We start from the raw sequence: 16,699 nt of genomic DNA on the forward strand, positions 1-16,699 counted from the left end.
TTGCACTCAACAATTTTCCCTCTCCCTAACCCTCTCCCAAAGGAGAGGGAACAAAGTTGCTGTAATCAACAAAGGAAAAATAAGATGAAATCCACTCTTTTTATCATGATGACGCTTTTAACTGGCTCGGCAACATGGGCGCACGGAATGCACAAGCACGAGCCATTAACACTGGAACAACTGCCTGCCGCGTGTCAAAACTATTTCAAACGCGCGCAAACGTGTTACGAAAAAGCAGGCGAAAAAGCATCGTTGTTTCATCAGGGCAACACAAAAATGCTGTTCCAATCGCTGCCTGCTGCCGAACCTGCCATGCGCGAAAAATTGTGTACTATTGCTAATAATGCGTTTGCGGACAAGGCGCATCAGTTGAAATGTGAATAAAAAAGCAGCCTGCACTTTCTATCAACAAAAAGTGCAGGCTGCTTTTCATATTCACGCCAATTATTTAGCCTGTTCCATTTGCACCGCTTGAATCGCAGTCAGCGCAATCGTATAAACAATATCTTCCACCAATGCGCCACGCGACAAGTCGTTTACAGGTTTACGCAAACCTTGCAGCATTGGGCCAACGCTCAACACGTTGGCATTGCGTTGTACAGCTTTGTAGGTGCAGTTGCCTGTGTTCAAGTCAGGGAACACAAACACGGTTGCTTTGCCTGCCACAGGGCTGTTGGGTGCTTTGGATTTGGCAACGCTTTCCACCACCGCCGCATCGTATTGTAATGGACCGTCCACCGCCAAATCGGGGCGTTTTTCTTTAACCAATTTGGTGGCTTCAATCACGGTGTCCACATCTGGCCCGCTGCCCGAATTGATAGTGGAATACGAAATCATCGCCACGCGTGGTTCAATGCCAAAGGCTTTTGCGCTGTCTGCCGATTGAATGGCGATTTCTGCCAACTGTTCGGCATTGGGGTTGGGGTTTACCGCGCAGTCGCCATACACCACCGTTTGACCTGGCAACAACATAAAGAACACGCTAGACACAATGCTCGCGCCTGGGGCGGTTTTAATCAACTGCAAGGCAGGGCGAATGGTGTTGGCGGTGGTGTGAACCGCGCCCGATACCAAGCCATCGACATCGTTTTGCGCCATCATCATCGTGCCAAGCACCACCGTGTCTTTGAGCTGTTCACGGGCTTGCTCTTCGGTTAAGCCTTTGGATTTACGCAACTCGCACATTGGCGCAACATATTGTTCGGCAATGCTTTCTGGGTCAATAATTTCCAAGCTTCTTGGCAAAGTAATACCCAATTCTTGTGCAACGGCGTGAACAGCGTGTGGGTGCGCCAACAACACGCAACGAGCGATGCCTTTTTCGTGGCAAATGGCAGCGGCGCGAACGGTGCGTGGCTCTGCGCCTTCAGGTAACACGATGCGTTTGTTGGCTTTTTGCGCTGCTTGCATCATGTCAAAACGGAATTGGGCAGGCGATACGCGGTCAGTTGTTACGCCAGCCAATTTTTCTACGCCGCTCACGGCCGCGGCTGAACCCAAATACGCTAATTTAGTTAATTCTGCGGTTTTGGGGTTGTCGGCAATCACACCAGCGAATACCACTTGTTTGCCTGCGAACAGTTGTTTAGCAGCCTGCACACGTTTGGCAGCATCGGTAGAGCTATCGCCAGACACCACAAACACCACTTGCGCGTTGAATGCGGTTGCCAATTCCACGTTTTGCGCCGACAACAACAAATTGTCTGCATCTGGCACAACGCCTTGAATAACCAGTTGTGCTTGTGCGTAAGCCGATGCTTCGCCGATTAAGCTATCCAACCAATCATCGCCTTTGCCTGCTGCCAACAAATCTTGTGCGCGATTTAAATCCGCCAAAGGATTGAACACCGCAGCATTGGGCAAAGCATTGGCAACGGCTTGTGCCACCGCTGCCACATTGATATGACGATTAACTGGAACAATTAAAATTTTAGACATGATTTTTCTCTTTGATGAAAAAGCGTTCACAAACAAGCAGGATATAGTTAATGCACTTATCTTTTAATACTACGTTGCCAACGTCCTTATGTACTATTCGTACACGGTGGGCGTTGTCGCCTTGTCTTAAAAAATAATTGCATCAACTATAGAAACGTCCTACCAAACTGGGCGAATATAGCGCATTTGGCGTGTTTTATAAACCCATTTTTGATAGAAAAAGCAGCCTGCACTATTGAAATTCTCAATGTGCAGGCAGCTTTTTTTGTTTAAAAATGATTACATAAACACAGCACGCAAAACCAAGAAACCAATCACGGATAACACCGCCGCCGCAGGCAATGTAATCACCCAAGCCAAGCCAATCGGTTTCATCATTTTCCAGTTGGCGTTGCGATTGACCATGCCAATGCCCAACACCGCGCCCACCAAAATATGCGTGCTAGACACAGGCAAGCCCAACACAGATGCGCCCATCACCACGCTGGCAGCAGACAATTCTGCGGTAAAACCCGATGACGGGTGCAATTCCGCCAAATCTTTGCCCACCGTTTGAATCACTTCTTTGCCCACAAACCACAAGCCGACAATCAACGCCACACCAAACGTCAGCATGGCAACAGGCGGAACAGGAGCATTTGCGCCAATGTCGTTGGTACGCAGCACGTCCATAATCGCAGCGAATGGGCCAATCGCGTTGGCAATGTCGTTCGCGCCGTGGCTAAACGCAAAACCTGCGGCGGTTAGCACTTGCATCCACGAAAAAATCAGGAATGTGGATTTGCCCAAATCTTTGCGTTTGAGCGTTTTGGCATACACAAAAGTCGCAATCCAAATGCCTGCACCGAGCATCAAAATCACAAAGGTGCTGGTTAAATTGCTCATATTTAAGTTCAAGTTATTCAAGCCCTTAAACAGCAGCATAGACGTAATCACCATGCCACCAATCGCCGAAATCGCTGGCACCCAAGTGTAAAGTGCTTTGAACGCATCAATATTGTTTTTGCGTTGGTCAATTTCGTGCAAGCCTTTGTAGTAATTGGATTCCAATTCATCTGCTTCGTAATCCAATTCGTCATAAATTTGGGCATCACGCGCCATTGCCGATGCAGCTTGGATTTTTTCTTGCTCGTCTAGCGATTCAAAGCGCAGGCGATGTTGTTCTTTATAGGCTTTTTTCTCGGCTTTAACGGCTTTGAGTTGTTCTTCTACTTTGGTGTTGTAGTCCAAAATATTGCGCTTAACCAAGTAGAACAAACCATACGATACCAATCCGCCCAACAATGGCGACAACACCCAAGAAATGGCAATCGTGCCAATTTGTGACCATTTAACTAAACTGAATGGGTCACTGTTTTCACCCGAAACAATAAAGCCCAATGACACGGAACTGCCGACAATACCGCCAATAATCGCGTGCGTGGTGGATACAGGCAACCCTTTTTTGGTGGCAAACAACAACCACAACGCAGCCGCCAGCAATGCCGACATCATGATAAAAATCAAATCCAATGGCTGCATCGGCAAGCTGTCTAATTTAACGATGCCGTTGCGAATAGTGTCGGTTACTTCGCCGCCTGCAATCACCGCACCGCTGACTTCAAACACGGCGGCAATCAACAAGGCTTGTGGCACGGTCAAAGTGCCTGCACCCACCGATGTACCAAACGAATTGGCTACGTCATTGCCGCCAATGTTGAACGCCATAAACACGCCAAACAGGGTCGCCAATAAAAACAAAATAACGTGGTTGTGGTTGGTGTAGCCCAATCCCCAAAAAATAAAATAGCCGACCATGCCCAATAACAAAATGGCAAAGGCGGCGTTGGTTTTGTGCATTACAACAGGTTTAGTCTGCGGCATGATTTCCTCTAATTCATAGAAACAAGGTAACGGCTGGCAGTATAATCACGAAATATGACAGGAATATGACAAAATTTAAATTTATTTAACAAAAGCAGCCTGCACTTTTTATCAACAAGGAAAACACGAATGACAACACGACACGATATTTTAACTTGGTGCGACCAAACGCTCTGCACCACCCAATTCAAAGACTACGCACCCAATGGCTTGCAAGTGGAAGGCGCGGAACAGATTAGCCATATTGTTACCGCTGTAACCGCGTCTCGCGCTGCGATTGACCATGCCGCACAAGTGGGCGCACAAATGCTGTTGGTGCATCACGGTATGTTTTGGAAAAGTGAACCAACTGCAATTATTGGTTGGAAAAAACAACGCATCGCCACCCTACTCCGCCACGACATCAATATGGTAGGCTACCATTTGCCGCTAGACGCACACCCACAACTGGGCAACAACGCACAACTGGCGCAAAAACTAGGCTGGACGTTGGATACGCAATTTGGCGAACAAAATTTGCTCAACATCGGCACGCTGCCAGCCGAGCAAAACACCTTGCCCAAATTGTTGGCGCACATGGAACGCGTTTTGGGGCGCAAACCCATTGTTGCAGGCGATACACAAAGCAGCCTGCACCGCATTGCGTGGTGTACAGGCGGCGCACAAGGCTATTTTCAACAAGCGATTGACGCTGGCGCACAAGTTTATGTAACAGGCGAAATTTCCGAAGCGCAGTTCCATCTTGCCAACGAAACAGGCGCAGTATTCATCGCCGCAGGACATCACGCTACCGAGCGTTATGGCGTGCAGGCTTTGGGCAACGCGCTGGCTGCTGAATTTAATCTGCGCGTTGATTTTTTTGATGAAAACAATCCAGCGTAAAAAAGTACAACAAACGCAAAAATTCGCTTGCATTGAGCCGATTTTTTTCGTTTAATCGCGCTGCCGCCCAAGCGTTTGGATTCAGCTATTTTGTAGCTAAAAAGCGTCCCAAACGGCAACGAGGCAGCCTGCACTTTTTGTTGCACCGTCTGCACCTTTATTCAACACCACTTGCGTGTGTTCCGCCTTGGACACACGCTACTTTCTTTTTAGGAATCACGAAAATGAACAAAACACTTTTGGTTTCCGCATTGGCTGCGCTTTTTTTGGGTGCGTGTGGCGGTTCAAATTCCAATCAATCTAGCAACACAGCATCTGGCGTGCAGGCTGCTTCGGGTTCAAGCGAATCGGCGTCGGGCAATCAACAAGCTACGGGCGATTTAAATATTTACATTTGGTCAGATTATGTGGACCCAGCCACTGTGGACGAATTTGGTAAAGCCAACAACGTAAACGTGACCCAAGCGTTCTACGACAGCAACGAAGTATTGGAAGCCAAAGTTTTAACAGGACAATCGGGTTTTGACTTGGTTGCGCCGTCTATTGCCAATGTCGGTCGCCAAATCAAAGCAGGCGCGTATCGCGAAATCGACAAAAGCCAAATCCCCAACTACAACAACATTGACCCCGAATTGTTGAAATTGATGAACGATGTGGACCCAGGTAACAAATACGCCGTGCCATATTTTTGGGGCATTAACACGTTGGCAATTAACAAAGAACAAGTGAGCAAAGCACTTGGCACAGACCAACTGCCTGAAAACGAATGGGATTTGGTGTTTAATCCAGAGTACACCGCAAAACTGAAATCGTGCGGCATTAGCTTTTTTGACAGCCCAACCGAGCAATTCCCATTGATATTGAAATACATGGGCAAAGACCCAAATAGCGAAAATGCTGCCGATTTTGAAGCCGCTGCCGATTTGATGAAAAAAGTACGCGGCGACATCAAACGATTCAGCTCGTCTGGCTACATTGACAGCATGGCAAACGGCGAATTGTGTGTAGCGATTGGTTACGGCGGCGATTTGAACATTGCCAAACGCCGCGCCCAAGAAGCAGGCAGCAAGCACCATATTGAAGTGCTAACCCCAAAAACAGGCGTAGGCATTTGGATTGATTCGTTTATGATTCCAAAAGACGCCAACAATGTTGCCAACGCGCACAAATACATCAACTACACGCTAGACCCGAAAATCGCCGCGCAAAATGGCAATTTTGTGACCTACGCACCGTCTAGCAAACCCGCGCGTGATTTGATGCAGCCCGAATTTGCCAAAGACAATTCCATTTTCCCAAGCGATGAAGTGAAAGCGCAAAGTTTTGTGGTTTTACCTAAATCGCCCGAAGCAATTAAACTGCAAACCCGTTTGTGGCAAGGTTTAAAAGCGGGTAAATAAATCCAATAAACCCTAAAAAGCAGCCTGCACTTTTATTTTTGAAAGTGCAGGCTGCTTTTTTAATGCTGATTCAATCCAGCCAAAATACAACAATCCGCTTGTTCATCGCCCGAACATTCATTATGCCACGTTTGCAGCGTGTGCAACATGGATTGCAGCGATTCAATGCGTTGATTTAATTCGGTAATGTGTTGTGCGGTTAAATTTTTCACATCGCGGCTGTGGCGGTTCGGATTGTCTTGCAACGCCAACAATTCGCGGATTTGCGCCAACGAAAAGCCGACATCTCGCGCATGACGAATAAAGCGCAATCGCTGTAAATCGTGTTCGCCATACACGCGATAGCCCGATTCGCTACGCTGGGTTTCAGGCAGCAAATTTTGTTTTTCGTAATCGCGGATTTGTTTGGCGGATAAACCTGTTTGTTGGGCGGCTTGGCTGATGTTCATGATGTTTCCTTTCAGGCTACCTGAAAAAATGGTTTGACTTTAACCTGTGGTTAAGGTTTATATTATTGCCGTTTTATCAACAATCAACAAGGAAACAAAAATGGCAACAGTAACTTTAAACATCGGCGGCATGACGTGCGGCGGCTGCGTGAAAAGCGTAACGAAAGTATTGAGCGAAACGGCTGGCGTGAGCAGCGCAAATGTGGATTTAGCAAGCGCGAGTGCAGTCGTGGAATTTGATGACGCGAAAACGAATATCGCGGCGTTAATTGATGTGGTGGAAGATGCTGGGTTTGATGCGGTGCAGGCGTAAATGATGATTCAGGCAGCCTGAAAGATTTTTTTCAGGCCGCCTTTCTTTTTTTAGAAACTTCTGATAATATTCATATATTAGAACTTACTAATTTAGTTCTTTTTAAAATATGTCTGATTTAAAACAAAATTTAAACTTTGAACAACAAGCTGAACAAGCAGCGCAATTTTTAAAAACGCTAGGCAATCCTGTCCGTTTACAAATTTTGTGTTTACTAGCAGACGAAAAAGAATTGAGCGTGGGCGAATTAGTAGCGCTTTTGCCTTTAACGCAATCGGCATTGTCGCAGCATTTAGCGAAATTGCGCGATGAAGGTTTGGTGGCTTATCGGCGCGAATCGCAAACGCTGTATTACTTCGTTCGTAGTGAAAATGCTTTGAAATTATTGTTGATTTTAAAAGAAATGTTCTGTTCGTAGAGGTGTTAAAAATGGATTTAAATACATTAAACGCTGCACAAGTAGCGGAAAAATTACAACAAGGCGCGGTATTGGTTGATATTCGCAGCGTAAATGAATATCGCGCCAAACACATCGTGCAAGCGCAATCTATGCCGTTAGATGAATTGGATAAATTGTCGCCGCCTAGTCAAGCAGTGGTAATTTTTCATTGTTTATCAGGCATGAGAACGCGCCAAAATTGGGATAAGTTACGCACTTTTGCACAAAATGCTGCGGAAATTTATGTGTTGGACGGTGGCTTGAATGCTTGGGAACAAGCAGGTTTTCCCGTAGAAAAAGTGGCAAACGCGCCAATGGACATCATGCGCCAAGTACAAATTGCCGCAGGAAGTTTGGTTTTATTAGGCGTGATTTTGGGTGCGTTAGTGTCGCCTGTGTTTTATGTTTTATCAGCTTTTGTTGGGGTTGGGTTGGTGTTTGCTGGCGTAACGGGGTTTTGTGGTATGGCGAAATTGTTAGCAAAAATGCCATGGAATCGTTTTTAATTTGAAATCATTCAGGCAGCCTGAAAATCATCTTTCAGGCTGCCTGAAATTTTTTTAGCCCTTGACCTTAACCACCAGTCAAAGTTTATCATTCCCCCAATACCAAAAATTTTGGAGACCCGACATGGCAACCCAACACATCAATTTCAACATTCAAGGCATGACTTGCCAAGCCTGCGCCAATCGCATTGAAAAAGTGTTGAATAAAAAAGAATTTGTGTCCGAAGCGGTGGTCAATTTTGCTGGCGAAACCGCGCAAATCACGTTTGACGACACGCAAACCAATCCCGATGAACTCATCAAAATCATTGAAAAAACAGGCTTTCAGGCAGCCGTGCAAACTTCGTTGCTGCCTGAAACAGATTCGCATGAAAGCCATTGGCGCATGTGGACGTTGCTCGCATTGTCGTTGCCGTTTTGGGTGGGTATGATTGGAATGATCGGCGGTTCGCACGCGCTGATGCCGCCGCTTTGGTTGCAGATTGCGATTGCGACTGTGGCGCAGACGTATTTTGCGCTGCCGTTTTACAAGGGTGCGATTGCCAGCGTGCGCGGTGGTTTGGCGAATATGGACGTGTTGGTGTCGGTGGGTACATTATCTATCTATTTGTATTCATTGGGAATGGTGTTGGCAGGACAAGCACATCACGTTTATTTTGAAGCGGGCGTAATGGTGTTGGCGTTTGTGTCGCTCGGCAAATATTTGGAAGCGAAAACGAAACGCGGCAGCCTGAACGCGCTCAGTTCTCTGCTGCAACTCACGCCGCGTGATGTGCAAATTCTGCAAAATAATCAATGGCAAACGGTCAAAATTGACCAAGTGAAACAAGGCGATATTTTGCGCTGTGTACAAGGCGGACGCATCGCGGCAGACGGCGAAGTGATGTCGGGCGAAGGTTGGGCGGACGAAAGCCATTTGACAGGCGAAAGCCAACCTGTTTACAAAACGATTGGAAACAAGGTGTTAGCAGGTTCTATTCTTTCAGGCAGCCTTGATTATCGCGCGGAAAGTTTGGGCAGCGACACGCTGTTGGGCGACATGGTGGCGGCGTTGGCGGACGCGCAGGGCAGCAAAGCCCCGATTGCGCGTTTGGCGGACAAGGTGGCGACGGTGTTTGTGCCGTCTGTGTTGGCGATTTCGTTACTGACTTTGGTGGCTAACTGGTTGATTGTGGGCGATTTTACGGCAGCTTTGGTTCGTGCGGTGGCGGTGTTGGTGGTGGCGTGTCCGTGCGCATTGGGTTTGGCGACCCCTGCGGCGATTATGGCTGGCATGGGGCAGGCGGTGCAGCATGGGGTGTGGTTTAAAAATGCGGCAGCATTGGAAATGGCTGGCGCGGTGGATACGGTGATTTTGGACAAAACAGGCACGCTAACACAGGGAAAACCTGATATTGCGGCAATTTGGACGGCGGATAATTTTACGGAAAATCAATTATTTGAAATTGCGGCGGCGGTGGAACAACACGCAGCGCACCCTTTGGCGAATGCGATTGTGCAGGCTGCTTTTGCGCGTGAAATTGCACCGTTGAATGCGGAAAATGTGAACACGGTCGCTGGCGAAGGGATTAGCGCGAATATTGATGGTTTGGGCGATGTGAAAGTGGGGAAATTGGATTTTTGCGGTTTCAGGCTGCCTGAAAGCCTTATTCCCTCTCCTCGTGGGAGAAGGCAAACCGTTTCAGACAGCAACAACGTAATTGCAAACCCAAACAACCCTCTCCCACAGGGAGAGGGAGCAGTTGGCAGTGTGTGGCAAATCGCGAGCTTGGTTGCCGTTTCATTGAATAATCAACCCGTTGGCGCATTCGCCCTAGCTGATCCACTCAAACCCGACAGCCTTTCTGCCATTCAACGATTACGCGAACACAACATTGCCGTCCACATTTTAAGTGGCGACAACGCGGCAACCGTTGCCCACATCGCGCAACAATTAAGGCTGCCTGAAAACCACGCGCACGGCAACCAATCGCCGCGCCAAAAAGCCGAATTTATCCAACAACTTCAACAACAAGGCGCGAAAGTGGCAATGGCTGGGGACGGCATCAACGATGCGCCAGCGTTGGCGTTGGCGGACGTGGGTTTTGCGGTGCGCGGCAGCACGGATATTGCCGAACAAAGCGCGGACGCGGTGCTTGTGCAGCAATCGGTTAATCAACTGGCGAGCGGTCTCATTGTGGCGCGTGCGACTTTGCGTGCGATTAAGCAGAATTTGTTTTTTGCATTTATTTATAATGCGTTGGGGATTCCGTTTGCGGCGGTTGGATTGCTTACGCCTGTGTTGGCTGGCGCGATGATGGCGTTGAGCTCGGTGTCGGTGTTGGGGAATGCGTTAAGATTAAAACGCATGAAATTTTAATCGCCCAAACAAAAGTACAGGCTGCTTTTTAACGGAAAAAACCATTAAAAAGCAGCCTGCACTTTATATTGTGTGGCAACTTAAATATATTGCACCGTCAAAATTTCATATTCACGAATACCGCTTGGGGCTTGCACTTCGGCAACATCGCCCTCTTCTTTGCCGATTAAGGCGCGTGCAATCGGCGAATTAACCGAAATTTTGAACAATTTGATGTCCGCTTCATCGTCGCCCACAATTTGATAGCACGATTCTTCATCGCTGTCCAAATCCATCAAATTCACGGTTGCGCCAAACACGATTTTGCCGTCTGCGTGGATTTCTTTCGGGTCAATAATTTGCGCGTGCGACAATTTGTTTTCCAATTCCGCAATGCGTCCTTCAATAAAGCCTTGGCGGTCTTTTGCCGCTTCGTATTCCGCGTTTTCCGACAAGTCACCATGCGAACGTGCTTCGGCAATCGCGGCAATCACTTCGGGACGCGCCACGCTTTTGAGTTGTTGCAATTCAGCTTTCAAGCGTTCCGCACCGTGAACGGTTAAAGGGATTTTTTTCATGATTAAATGTGTTCTCCAAAAATAGCCCCAACTGTGCAGGCTGCTTTGTTTAAATAAATAAATAAAAAGGCAAGCCGCAATCAATTTGCGGCTTGCTAGGGGTTGTTTTTAATGACGCGCATTGTACCAAATCAGGCAAAAAAGGCAATCATTTTATGCCATTACTGCAAGGGCTGCATGCCCATAAATTCCATCAAAGAATTGGTAAACGCAGGATTATTGGGTTTATTGGTCATATTCGGCCAGCGTTGTTGCCAACCGCGCAAAGCATTTTCCACATAGGCTTTGGATTGCGTGGCATCAATCACACCACGTTGGCTATCCACCGCGGCTTGTTGGTAGACTTCATACACGCTGTCGTCCACGCTGTTTCTGCCAACCAAATTGATGCGGAATCGGTTCAAATGTTGAGCAGCCTGCACTTTGGTTAAGCGACCTGCACGAACTTCCAAACCCAAACGATGCGATTCGGCGCGCAATTTCGCCACATCAGACCAATGGCTGCTTGCCAAAGTAAAACGCCCAGACGATGTCGTGCTTTGAGTAGAAGGCGAAAAAACACCCGATAATTGCGGCGCAGAACACGCACCCAATGCCAACATCATTAAACCAACTGCAACAATTTTTGTTTTCATATTGGATTCCTTTCCAAAAATGCTTAATAAAACTTGGCGCGATAATAAACGATTTTGCTGCTTTGGGCAAAGTGCAGGCTGCTTTGCCTTTTTGTCCAAATCTATGATTTAGGTACGCAGTAGGCATGAAGCACTACCACAAAAGCAGCCTGCACTTTTTTGATTAGCGATTTTTCAACTGCTCATGCAATTCTTGTACGCTAAATACATGTGTATCGCTCAACGCTTTCACGCCAAAGCTAATCGCTTCGCCGCCTGCCACAGTCGTGTATTGTGGTACACGTTGGCTCAATGCACTGCGGCGGATTTCTTGGCTGTCTGAAATTTCGTTGCCTGTACTGCCTGAAGTATTGATAACCAAGGCAATTTCACCATTTTTAATCATATCCACAATATGCGGACGACCTTCACGCACCTTGTTTACAGGCTGCGCGATAATGCCGTGTTCCGCCAAATACGCCGCCGTGCCGCGTGTCGCGCACAAACCATAACCGAGTGCTTGGAAATTTTTCGCCGTTTGCAAAATCAACGGTTTATCTTCATCGCGCACCGCAATAAATACTTTGCCTGTTTTGCCGAAACGCTCGCCTGCGCCTAATTGCGCTTTCAAATACGCTTCGCCAAAGGTTTCCGCTACGCCCATCACTTCGCCAGTTGAACGCATTTCAGGGCCCAAAATCGTATCCACCCCTGGGAATTTGATGAATGGGAACACCGCTTCTTTCACCGCGTAGAAATCAGGGATAATTTCAGCCGTAAAGTTTTGTTCTTGCAAGGAAATGCCAGCCATCGCACGCGCCCCGATTTTCGCCAACGGCACAGAAGTCGCTTTGGACACAAACGGTACGGTACGGCTCGCACGCGGATTCACTTCCAATACAAACACCACGCCGTCTTGCACCGCAAATTGCACGTTCATCAAACCTTTCACGTTCAGCGCAAACGCCATTGCTTTGGTTTGGCGACGAATTTCGTCTTGAATTTCAACGCTCAACGAATACGGCGGCAACGAACAAGCCGAGTCGCCCGAGTGAATACCTGCTTGTTCAACGTGCTGCATAATGCCGCCAATCACGACTTCTTTGCCGTCTGACACGCAATCCACATCTACTTCAATCGCATTATTCAAGAAGAAATCCAACAACACAGGGCTGTCTTCCGAAACCTGCACCGCTTCGCGCATATAACGCTGTAATTGTTCCTCAGAATGAACCACTTGCATCGCACGACCACCCAACACATAAGACGGACGCACCACCAACGGATAGCCAATTTCTTCCGCCAACGTCAAGGCTTCGGTTTCATTACGCGCAATGCGGTTTGGCGGTTGGCGCAAACCCAACTCATTCAAAACTTGTTGGAAACGCTCACGGTCTTCGGCTGCGTCAATGCTGTCGGCTGATGTGCCGATGATGTTCACGCCATTTTCAACCAGCGCATTCGCCAATTTCAAAGGCGTTTGACCGCCATAATGCACAATCACGCCCCAAGGATTTTCTTTGCGGACGATTTCTAACACATCTTCCAACGTCAAAGGCTCAAAATACAAGCGGTCGGACGTGTCAAAATCGGTAGAAACGGTTTCAGGGTTGCAGTTCACCATAATCATTTCAAAACCGCTTTCGCGCAACGCTAACGCTGCGTGTACACAGCAATAGTCAAACTCAATGCCTTGACCAATGCGGTTTGGACCGCCGCCCAAAATCATCACTTTTTTGCGGTCAGACGGACGCGCTTCGCATTCTTCTTCATATGTGGAATACAAATACGCAGTGTCGGTGTCAAATTCAGCCGCGCAAGTATCTACACGTTTGTAAACTGGGTGCAAATTCAAGTTGTAACGATGTTCGCGCACGTCTTTTTCAGGCAGCTCCAATAATTGGGCAATACGTTTATCTGAAAAACCTTTGCGTTTCAAACGGCGCAAAGTATTGAAATCCAAATCTTGCAGGCTGCCTGAAACGATTTTTTGCTCTTCTTTGACCAAATCTTCAATTTGTGCCAAGAACCAAAAATCAATTTTACAAATATCGTAAATTTCCTGAATGCTAAAACCTGCGCGGAAAGCGTCCGCCACAAACAACATACGTTCAGCGCGTGGCGTGGCAAGTTCGCGGCGAATTTCCGTTTTGTCTTGCGAACGCGGATTAAAGCCGCACAAACCTGTTTCCAAACCGCGCAAGGCTTTTTGGAAACTTTCTTGAATAGTGCGACCCATTGCCATGACTTCGCCCACCGATTTCATTTGCGTGGTCAAAGTGTCGTCCGCCGCAGGGAATTTTTCAAACGCAAAACGCGGAATTTTCGTAACCACATAATCAATGCTCGGCTCAAAAGACGCTGGCGTGCGTCCGCCTGTGATGTCGTTACGCAATTCGTCCAATGTGAAACCGACTGCCAATTTCGCCGCTACTTTCGCAATCGGGAAACCAGTTGCTTTACTCGCCAACGCAGACGAACGCGATACACGCGGATTCATTTCAATCACAATCATCTCGCCGTTTTCGGGATTGACCGCGAATTGCACGTTTGAGCCGCCTGTGTCCACGCCAATCTCACGCAATACCGCCAAGCTGGCATTACGCATGATTTGGTATTCTTTGTCGGTCAAAGTTTGCGCTGGGGCAACCGTGATGCTGTCGCCTGTGTGTACGCCCATTGGGTCAAAGTTTTCAATGGAACAGATGATGATGCAGTTGTCTTTTTTGTCGCGCACCACTTCCATTTCGTACTCTTTCCAGCCCAAAACGGATTGTTCAATCAACAATTCATGCGTAGGTGATGCGTCAAAACCGCGCTCGCAAATCGCCAAAAATTCATCTTTGTTGTATGCGATGCCGCCGCCTGAGCCGCCCATGGTGAATGACGGACGAATCAGCGTTGGGAAACCCACTTCTTCTTGGGCGCGCAAGGCTTCGTTCATCGTGTGGCAGATGAATGATTTGGGGGTGTTCAAGCCGATTTTTGCCATGGCGTCTTTGAAGCGTCCACGGTCTTCGGCTTTGTCAATCGCGTCTTCGGTTGCGCCAATCAATTCCACGTTGTATTTAGCTAATACGCCATTTCGCGCCAAATCCAAAGCGCAATTCAACGCGGTTTGTCCGCCCATAGTTGGCAAAATTGCGTCTGGGCGTTCTTTGGCGATGATTTTTTCCACCGTTTGCCACATGATTGGCTCAATGTAGGTAACGTCCGCTATGTTCGGGTCGGTCATAATCGTGGCTGGGTTGGAATTGACTAAGATGACTTTGTAGCCTTCTTCGCACAAGGCTTTACACGCTTGTGCGCCTGAATAGTCAAATTCGCAAGCCTGACCGATAACGATAGGGCCAGCGCCGATGATAAGGATGGATTTTAGGTCGGTACGTTTAGGCATAGATGGGTCTTTCTGTTTTAAAAAATGTTATTCAACTTTATCAATTATTTCTTGAACTAAGTGGCGATATTCATCAGGAATGAAATAACTGTGTTTGTATGCTCCTGAATGGTCATAATCTCTGCCAAATTTGATTAATTGACGGAGAAAATCGTTAGCTTTACGAGTAATTACTTGGCTGACATTGCTTAATAATCTGCCTGCATGTTGGACATCATTACCAATTTCATATGTATTGAAGAATATCTCTTTAATTTCCTCGCGATGAAATTCACGATTTTCAGATAATAAGATTTTAAAAAATGCAATAAATCGTTCTTTTAAATTAATTTGTTTAGATAAAAAATCAGACAATTTGCTTTTTAACTCATCTCTTGAATATTCGGGTATGTCAAATGAAACCCTATCTGCATCATATTGTTGTAAAGAATTTTCTTTTCTTTGGATAGCTTTCCGTTTAATAAAATCTTCTGCTTCGGGTAAAGGGATAATTTGGGTGGGATAAATAAGTAACTCATTGTTTTTTGAAATAAATGAATTAATCTTGATGCATTTAATATCCAGTCCTTTATCATTTAGCCATAAAACAGCAGAAGCAACATCAGAATTAAAATCTCGTGAAACTAAAATAATGCGTTGTTCTTTATTCAACTTTTCCATTTCAAAAGTAACAAGAAAATTTTCAATTTCTCGTTTTGCATCTCTATCATTATATTTCTTATTAAGATAATCCTGATGTATTTTAAAAATTTCTTCATCTGTAAAAGCTGAGCAATATGAAGCATATTTAATTGCCTGCCATTCAACATGATTGCCTGAAGTATCTCTCTTTAATTCAATAATAACTAAATTACCATTCTCATCTATTGCTAATAAATCTAATCGAATACCACTTGGTAAGATAATTTCTTTCCCAATAATCAATAATTTTTCCCCAAGAATTTCTGGGGTATCGTCAATCCATTCTTGAATATCGTACCGCTCACTTAAATTTAATTCTGAAAATGTTGTTGCATTTAATTTATTCATTTTCTTGTTGGAGATGTCAATTTGATACATAGATGATCCTGTGTAAATGGTATTTTCAGTCAGCAAGTGTAGGTTGGGTTGAAAACCCAACACAAACCACTAATCGCCTAAAAACGTTGAGTTTGGCAACCCAACCTACTTTGGGGTCGTCTGAAATTCGTTCGCCTCCTTGTAGGTTGGGTTGAAAGCCCAACATAAAACCGTCAAATTATCTGCCGGTGTTGGGTTTATCAACCCAACCTACGTTTATTCGCCAAAACCGTCTTCAATTTCCACACCATTTCCTGCCCAATCCATCGGCAAAATTCCTTTTGCCACATATCGTTGGAATGATGAATATTGCCAATCCACCACGCGTTTGACGTATCCATGTTTCACGGGTTTTGTAGATGCATTGAGTTGAGGAATCGACGATGTCCGCGCTGAGTTGGCTGATTTTTTCAGGTCGATGGTTTCGTTGTCTGCGAAGGCGAGAGCGCTCATAAGTAGGCAGAGGAGTAAAGCCATTTTTTTCATGAAATACCTTTATGAGTGGGTTTTCTTCAGATAGTTTGATGAGCAAACCGCCTTGTAGTTTGGTGTAATGTGTTAGCGATTGTTTTGTTTTTGGTAGTCGTCATTCCATGCTTGCACGGCTGTATTGGCGTCGCGTGCAACAGAATGGATGGTGTTGCACGCGGATAATACGCTGATTAATGCGATAAACAGGGCTACTTTTTCAGGTGGTGTCCTGAAAAGTGTGCTGTAAAACTAAACAATGCCAAAATGAATATCAAAGAAAGCTAAATCAAAAACTTTCTTGTGATAAAACATACTTTTAGAAAAACAACACGTTTTTCTAAACGCTCGCCTTACTTTGTGCCGTAAACGACAGTTATTACCCTCAATGCCAACTGTGTGTTGCTTACCAACTAGATGCCATTCTTCATTTGAAAAGACATTTAAAAATGCAG

At 46.3% G+C, this 16,699-nt stretch carries 16 protein-coding genes; 7 read left to right on the forward strand and 9 right to left on the reverse strand.

Annotated features, from left to right (window positions below):
- Nucleotides 1–84 precede the first annotated feature (84 nt).
- Nucleotides 85–384, forward strand: a complete 300-nt coding sequence (locus BQ5809_RS04500; RefSeq protein WP_026036370.1) for a hypothetical protein — start codon at nucleotides 85–87, stop codon at nucleotides 382–384.
- A 60-nt stretch (nucleotides 385–444) separates the two neighbouring features.
- Here the strand turns inward: BQ5809_RS04500 and pta are convergent, their stop codons facing one another.
- On the reverse strand, nucleotides 445–1,938 hold the full coding sequence (gene pta / locus BQ5809_RS04505; RefSeq protein WP_003789388.1) for a phosphate acetyltransferase: 1,494 nt from the start codon (nucleotides 1,936–1,938) through the stop codon (nucleotides 445–447).
- A gap of 279 nt (nucleotides 1,939–2,217) precedes the next feature.
- Nucleotides 2,218–3,801: an inorganic phosphate transporter gene (locus tag BQ5809_RS04510; protein ID WP_003785389.1), complete on the reverse strand. Its 1,584-nt coding sequence runs from the start codon at nucleotides 3,799–3,801 to the stop codon at nucleotides 2,218–2,220.
- Between the two features lie 129 nt (nucleotides 3,802–3,930).
- On the opposite strand from BQ5809_RS04510, the gene BQ5809_RS04515 reads away from it, so the two are divergent.
- Nucleotides 3,931–4,683 carry a Nif3-like dinuclear metal center hexameric protein gene (locus BQ5809_RS04515; RefSeq protein WP_003785387.1) on the forward strand — a complete coding sequence of 251 codons (753 nt, stop codon included), beginning with the start codon at nucleotides 3,931–3,933 and terminating at the stop codon, nucleotides 4,681–4,683.
- A gap of 224 nt (nucleotides 4,684–4,907) precedes the next feature.
- Entirely contained in the window at nucleotides 4,908–6,083 is a 1,176-nt protein-coding gene (locus BQ5809_RS04520) for a polyamine ABC transporter substrate-binding protein (RefSeq protein ID WP_003785386.1), read from the forward strand.
- Between the two features lie 59 nt (nucleotides 6,084–6,142).
- On the opposite strand, the gene cueR is transcribed toward BQ5809_RS04520, so the two are convergent.
- Nucleotides 6,143–6,532 carry a Cu(I)-responsive transcriptional regulator gene (cueR, locus tag BQ5809_RS04525; RefSeq protein ID WP_003785384.1) on the reverse strand — a complete coding sequence of 130 codons (390 nt, stop codon included), beginning with the start codon at nucleotides 6,530–6,532 and terminating at the stop codon, nucleotides 6,143–6,145.
- Nucleotides 6,533–6,632: 100 nt separating this feature from the next.
- On the opposite strand from cueR, the gene BQ5809_RS04530 reads away from it, so the two are divergent.
- From BQ5809_RS04530 to BQ5809_RS04545, 4 genes are all read left to right on the forward strand, one after another.
- On the forward strand, nucleotides 6,633–6,845 hold the full coding sequence (locus BQ5809_RS04530; RefSeq protein ID WP_003785383.1) for a heavy-metal-associated domain-containing protein: 213 nt from the start codon (nucleotides 6,633–6,635) through the stop codon (nucleotides 6,843–6,845).
- A 109-nt stretch (nucleotides 6,846–6,954) separates the two neighbouring features.
- Nucleotides 6,955–7,263, forward strand: coding sequence for an ArsR/SmtB family transcription factor (locus tag BQ5809_RS04535; RefSeq protein WP_003785381.1), 309 nt, complete (start codon nucleotides 6,955–6,957; stop codon nucleotides 7,261–7,263).
- Nucleotides 7,264–7,274: 11 nt separating this feature from the next.
- Nucleotides 7,275–7,790 carry a rhodanese family protein gene (locus tag BQ5809_RS04540; protein ID WP_003785378.1) on the forward strand — a complete coding sequence of 172 codons (516 nt, stop codon included), beginning with the start codon at nucleotides 7,275–7,277 and terminating at the stop codon, nucleotides 7,788–7,790.
- 124 nt (nucleotides 7,791–7,914) lie between these two features.
- A complete protein-coding gene (locus tag BQ5809_RS04545; protein ID WP_003785374.1) occupies nucleotides 7,915–10,149 on the forward strand; it encodes a heavy metal translocating P-type ATPase in 2,235 nt (744 codons plus the stop codon).
- Between the two features lie 80 nt (nucleotides 10,150–10,229).
- On the opposite strand, the gene greA is transcribed toward BQ5809_RS04545, so the two are convergent.
- The 6 genes from greA to BQ5809_RS10270 form a co-directional block, all read right to left on the reverse strand.
- The gene (gene greA, locus BQ5809_RS04550; RefSeq protein WP_003789367.1) at nucleotides 10,230–10,706 is read right to left on the reverse strand and encodes a transcription elongation factor GreA; all 477 of its coding nucleotides are present in this window, start codon (nucleotides 10,704–10,706) and stop codon (nucleotides 10,230–10,232) included.
- Between the two features lie 161 nt (nucleotides 10,707–10,867).
- Nucleotides 10,868–11,341: a hypothetical protein gene (locus BQ5809_RS04555; RefSeq protein WP_032827586.1), complete on the reverse strand. Its 474-nt coding sequence runs from the start codon at nucleotides 11,339–11,341 to the stop codon at nucleotides 10,868–10,870.
- Nucleotides 11,342–11,504: 163 nt separating this feature from the next.
- Nucleotides 11,505–14,717 (reverse strand): carbamoyl-phosphate synthase large subunit, encoded by a 3,213-nt coding sequence (gene carB / locus BQ5809_RS04560; RefSeq protein ID WP_003785371.1) that lies wholly within the window; start codon nucleotides 14,715–14,717, stop codon nucleotides 11,505–11,507.
- A gap of 27 nt (nucleotides 14,718–14,744) precedes the next feature.
- Nucleotides 14,745–15,776 (reverse strand): endonuclease NucS domain-containing protein, encoded by a 1,032-nt coding sequence (locus BQ5809_RS04565; protein ID WP_003785370.1) that lies wholly within the window; start codon nucleotides 15,774–15,776, stop codon nucleotides 14,745–14,747.
- Nucleotides 15,777–15,992: 216 nt separating this feature from the next.
- Entirely contained in the window at nucleotides 15,993–16,229 is a 237-nt protein-coding gene (locus BQ5809_RS11450; RefSeq protein ID WP_032827585.1) for a hypothetical protein, read from the reverse strand.
- Between the two features lie 267 nt (nucleotides 16,230–16,496).
- A partial coding sequence (locus tag BQ5809_RS10270; RefSeq protein WP_143452382.1) for an IS1 family transposase occupies nucleotides 16,497–16,699 on the reverse strand: 203 nt, incomplete at its 5' end.

Source organism: Kingella kingae ATCC 23330, from assembly GCF_900111845.1.
Lineage (GTDB): Bacteria > Pseudomonadota > Gammaproteobacteria > Burkholderiales > Neisseriaceae > Kingella > Kingella kingae.

What these genes read in the sequence shown, in the direction of transcription:
- BQ5809_RS04500 (WP_026036370.1), top strand. Translation starts at nt 85, where the DNA reads ATGAAATCCACTCTTTTTATCATGATGACGCTTTTAACTGGCTCGGCA.
- pta (WP_003789388.1), bottom strand. Translation starts at nt 1,938, where the DNA reads ATGTCTAAAATTTTAATTGTTCCAGTTAATCGTCATATCAATGTGGCA.
- BQ5809_RS04510 (WP_003785389.1), bottom strand. Translation starts at nt 3,801, where the DNA reads ATGCCGCAGACTAAACCTGTTGTAATGCACAAAACCAACGCCGCCTTT.
- BQ5809_RS04515 (WP_003785387.1), top strand. Translation starts at nt 3,931, where the DNA reads ATGACAACACGACACGATATTTTAACTTGGTGCGACCAAACGCTCTGC.
- BQ5809_RS04520 (WP_003785386.1), top strand. Translation starts at nt 4,908, where the DNA reads ATGAACAAAACACTTTTGGTTTCCGCATTGGCTGCGCTTTTTTTGGGT.
- cueR (WP_003785384.1), bottom strand. Translation starts at nt 6,532, where the DNA reads ATGAACATCAGCCAAGCCGCCCAACAAACAGGTTTATCCGCCAAACAA.
- BQ5809_RS04530 (WP_003785383.1), top strand. Translation starts at nt 6,633, where the DNA reads ATGGCAACAGTAACTTTAAACATCGGCGGCATGACGTGCGGCGGCTGC.
- BQ5809_RS04535 (WP_003785381.1), top strand. Translation starts at nt 6,955, where the DNA reads ATGTCTGATTTAAAACAAAATTTAAACTTTGAACAACAAGCTGAACAA.
- BQ5809_RS04540 (WP_003785378.1), top strand. Translation starts at nt 7,275, where the DNA reads ATGGATTTAAATACATTAAACGCTGCACAAGTAGCGGAAAAATTACAA.
- BQ5809_RS04545 (WP_003785374.1), top strand. Translation starts at nt 7,915, where the DNA reads ATGGCAACCCAACACATCAATTTCAACATTCAAGGCATGACTTGCCAA.
- greA (WP_003789367.1), bottom strand. Translation starts at nt 10,706, where the DNA reads ATGAAAAAAATCCCTTTAACCGTTCACGGTGCGGAACGCTTGAAAGCT.
- BQ5809_RS04555 (WP_032827586.1), bottom strand. Translation starts at nt 11,341, where the DNA reads ATGAAAACAAAAATTGTTGCAGTTGGTTTAATGATGTTGGCATTGGGT.
- carB (WP_003785371.1), bottom strand. Translation starts at nt 14,717, where the DNA reads ATGCCTAAACGTACCGACCTAAAATCCATCCTTATCATCGGCGCTGGC.
- BQ5809_RS04565 (WP_003785370.1), bottom strand. Translation starts at nt 15,776, where the DNA reads ATGTATCAAATTGACATCTCCAACAAGAAAATGAATAAATTAAATGCA.
- BQ5809_RS11450 (WP_032827585.1), bottom strand. Translation starts at nt 16,229, where the DNA reads ATGAGCGCTCTCGCCTTCGCAGACAACGAAACCATCGACCTGAAAAAA.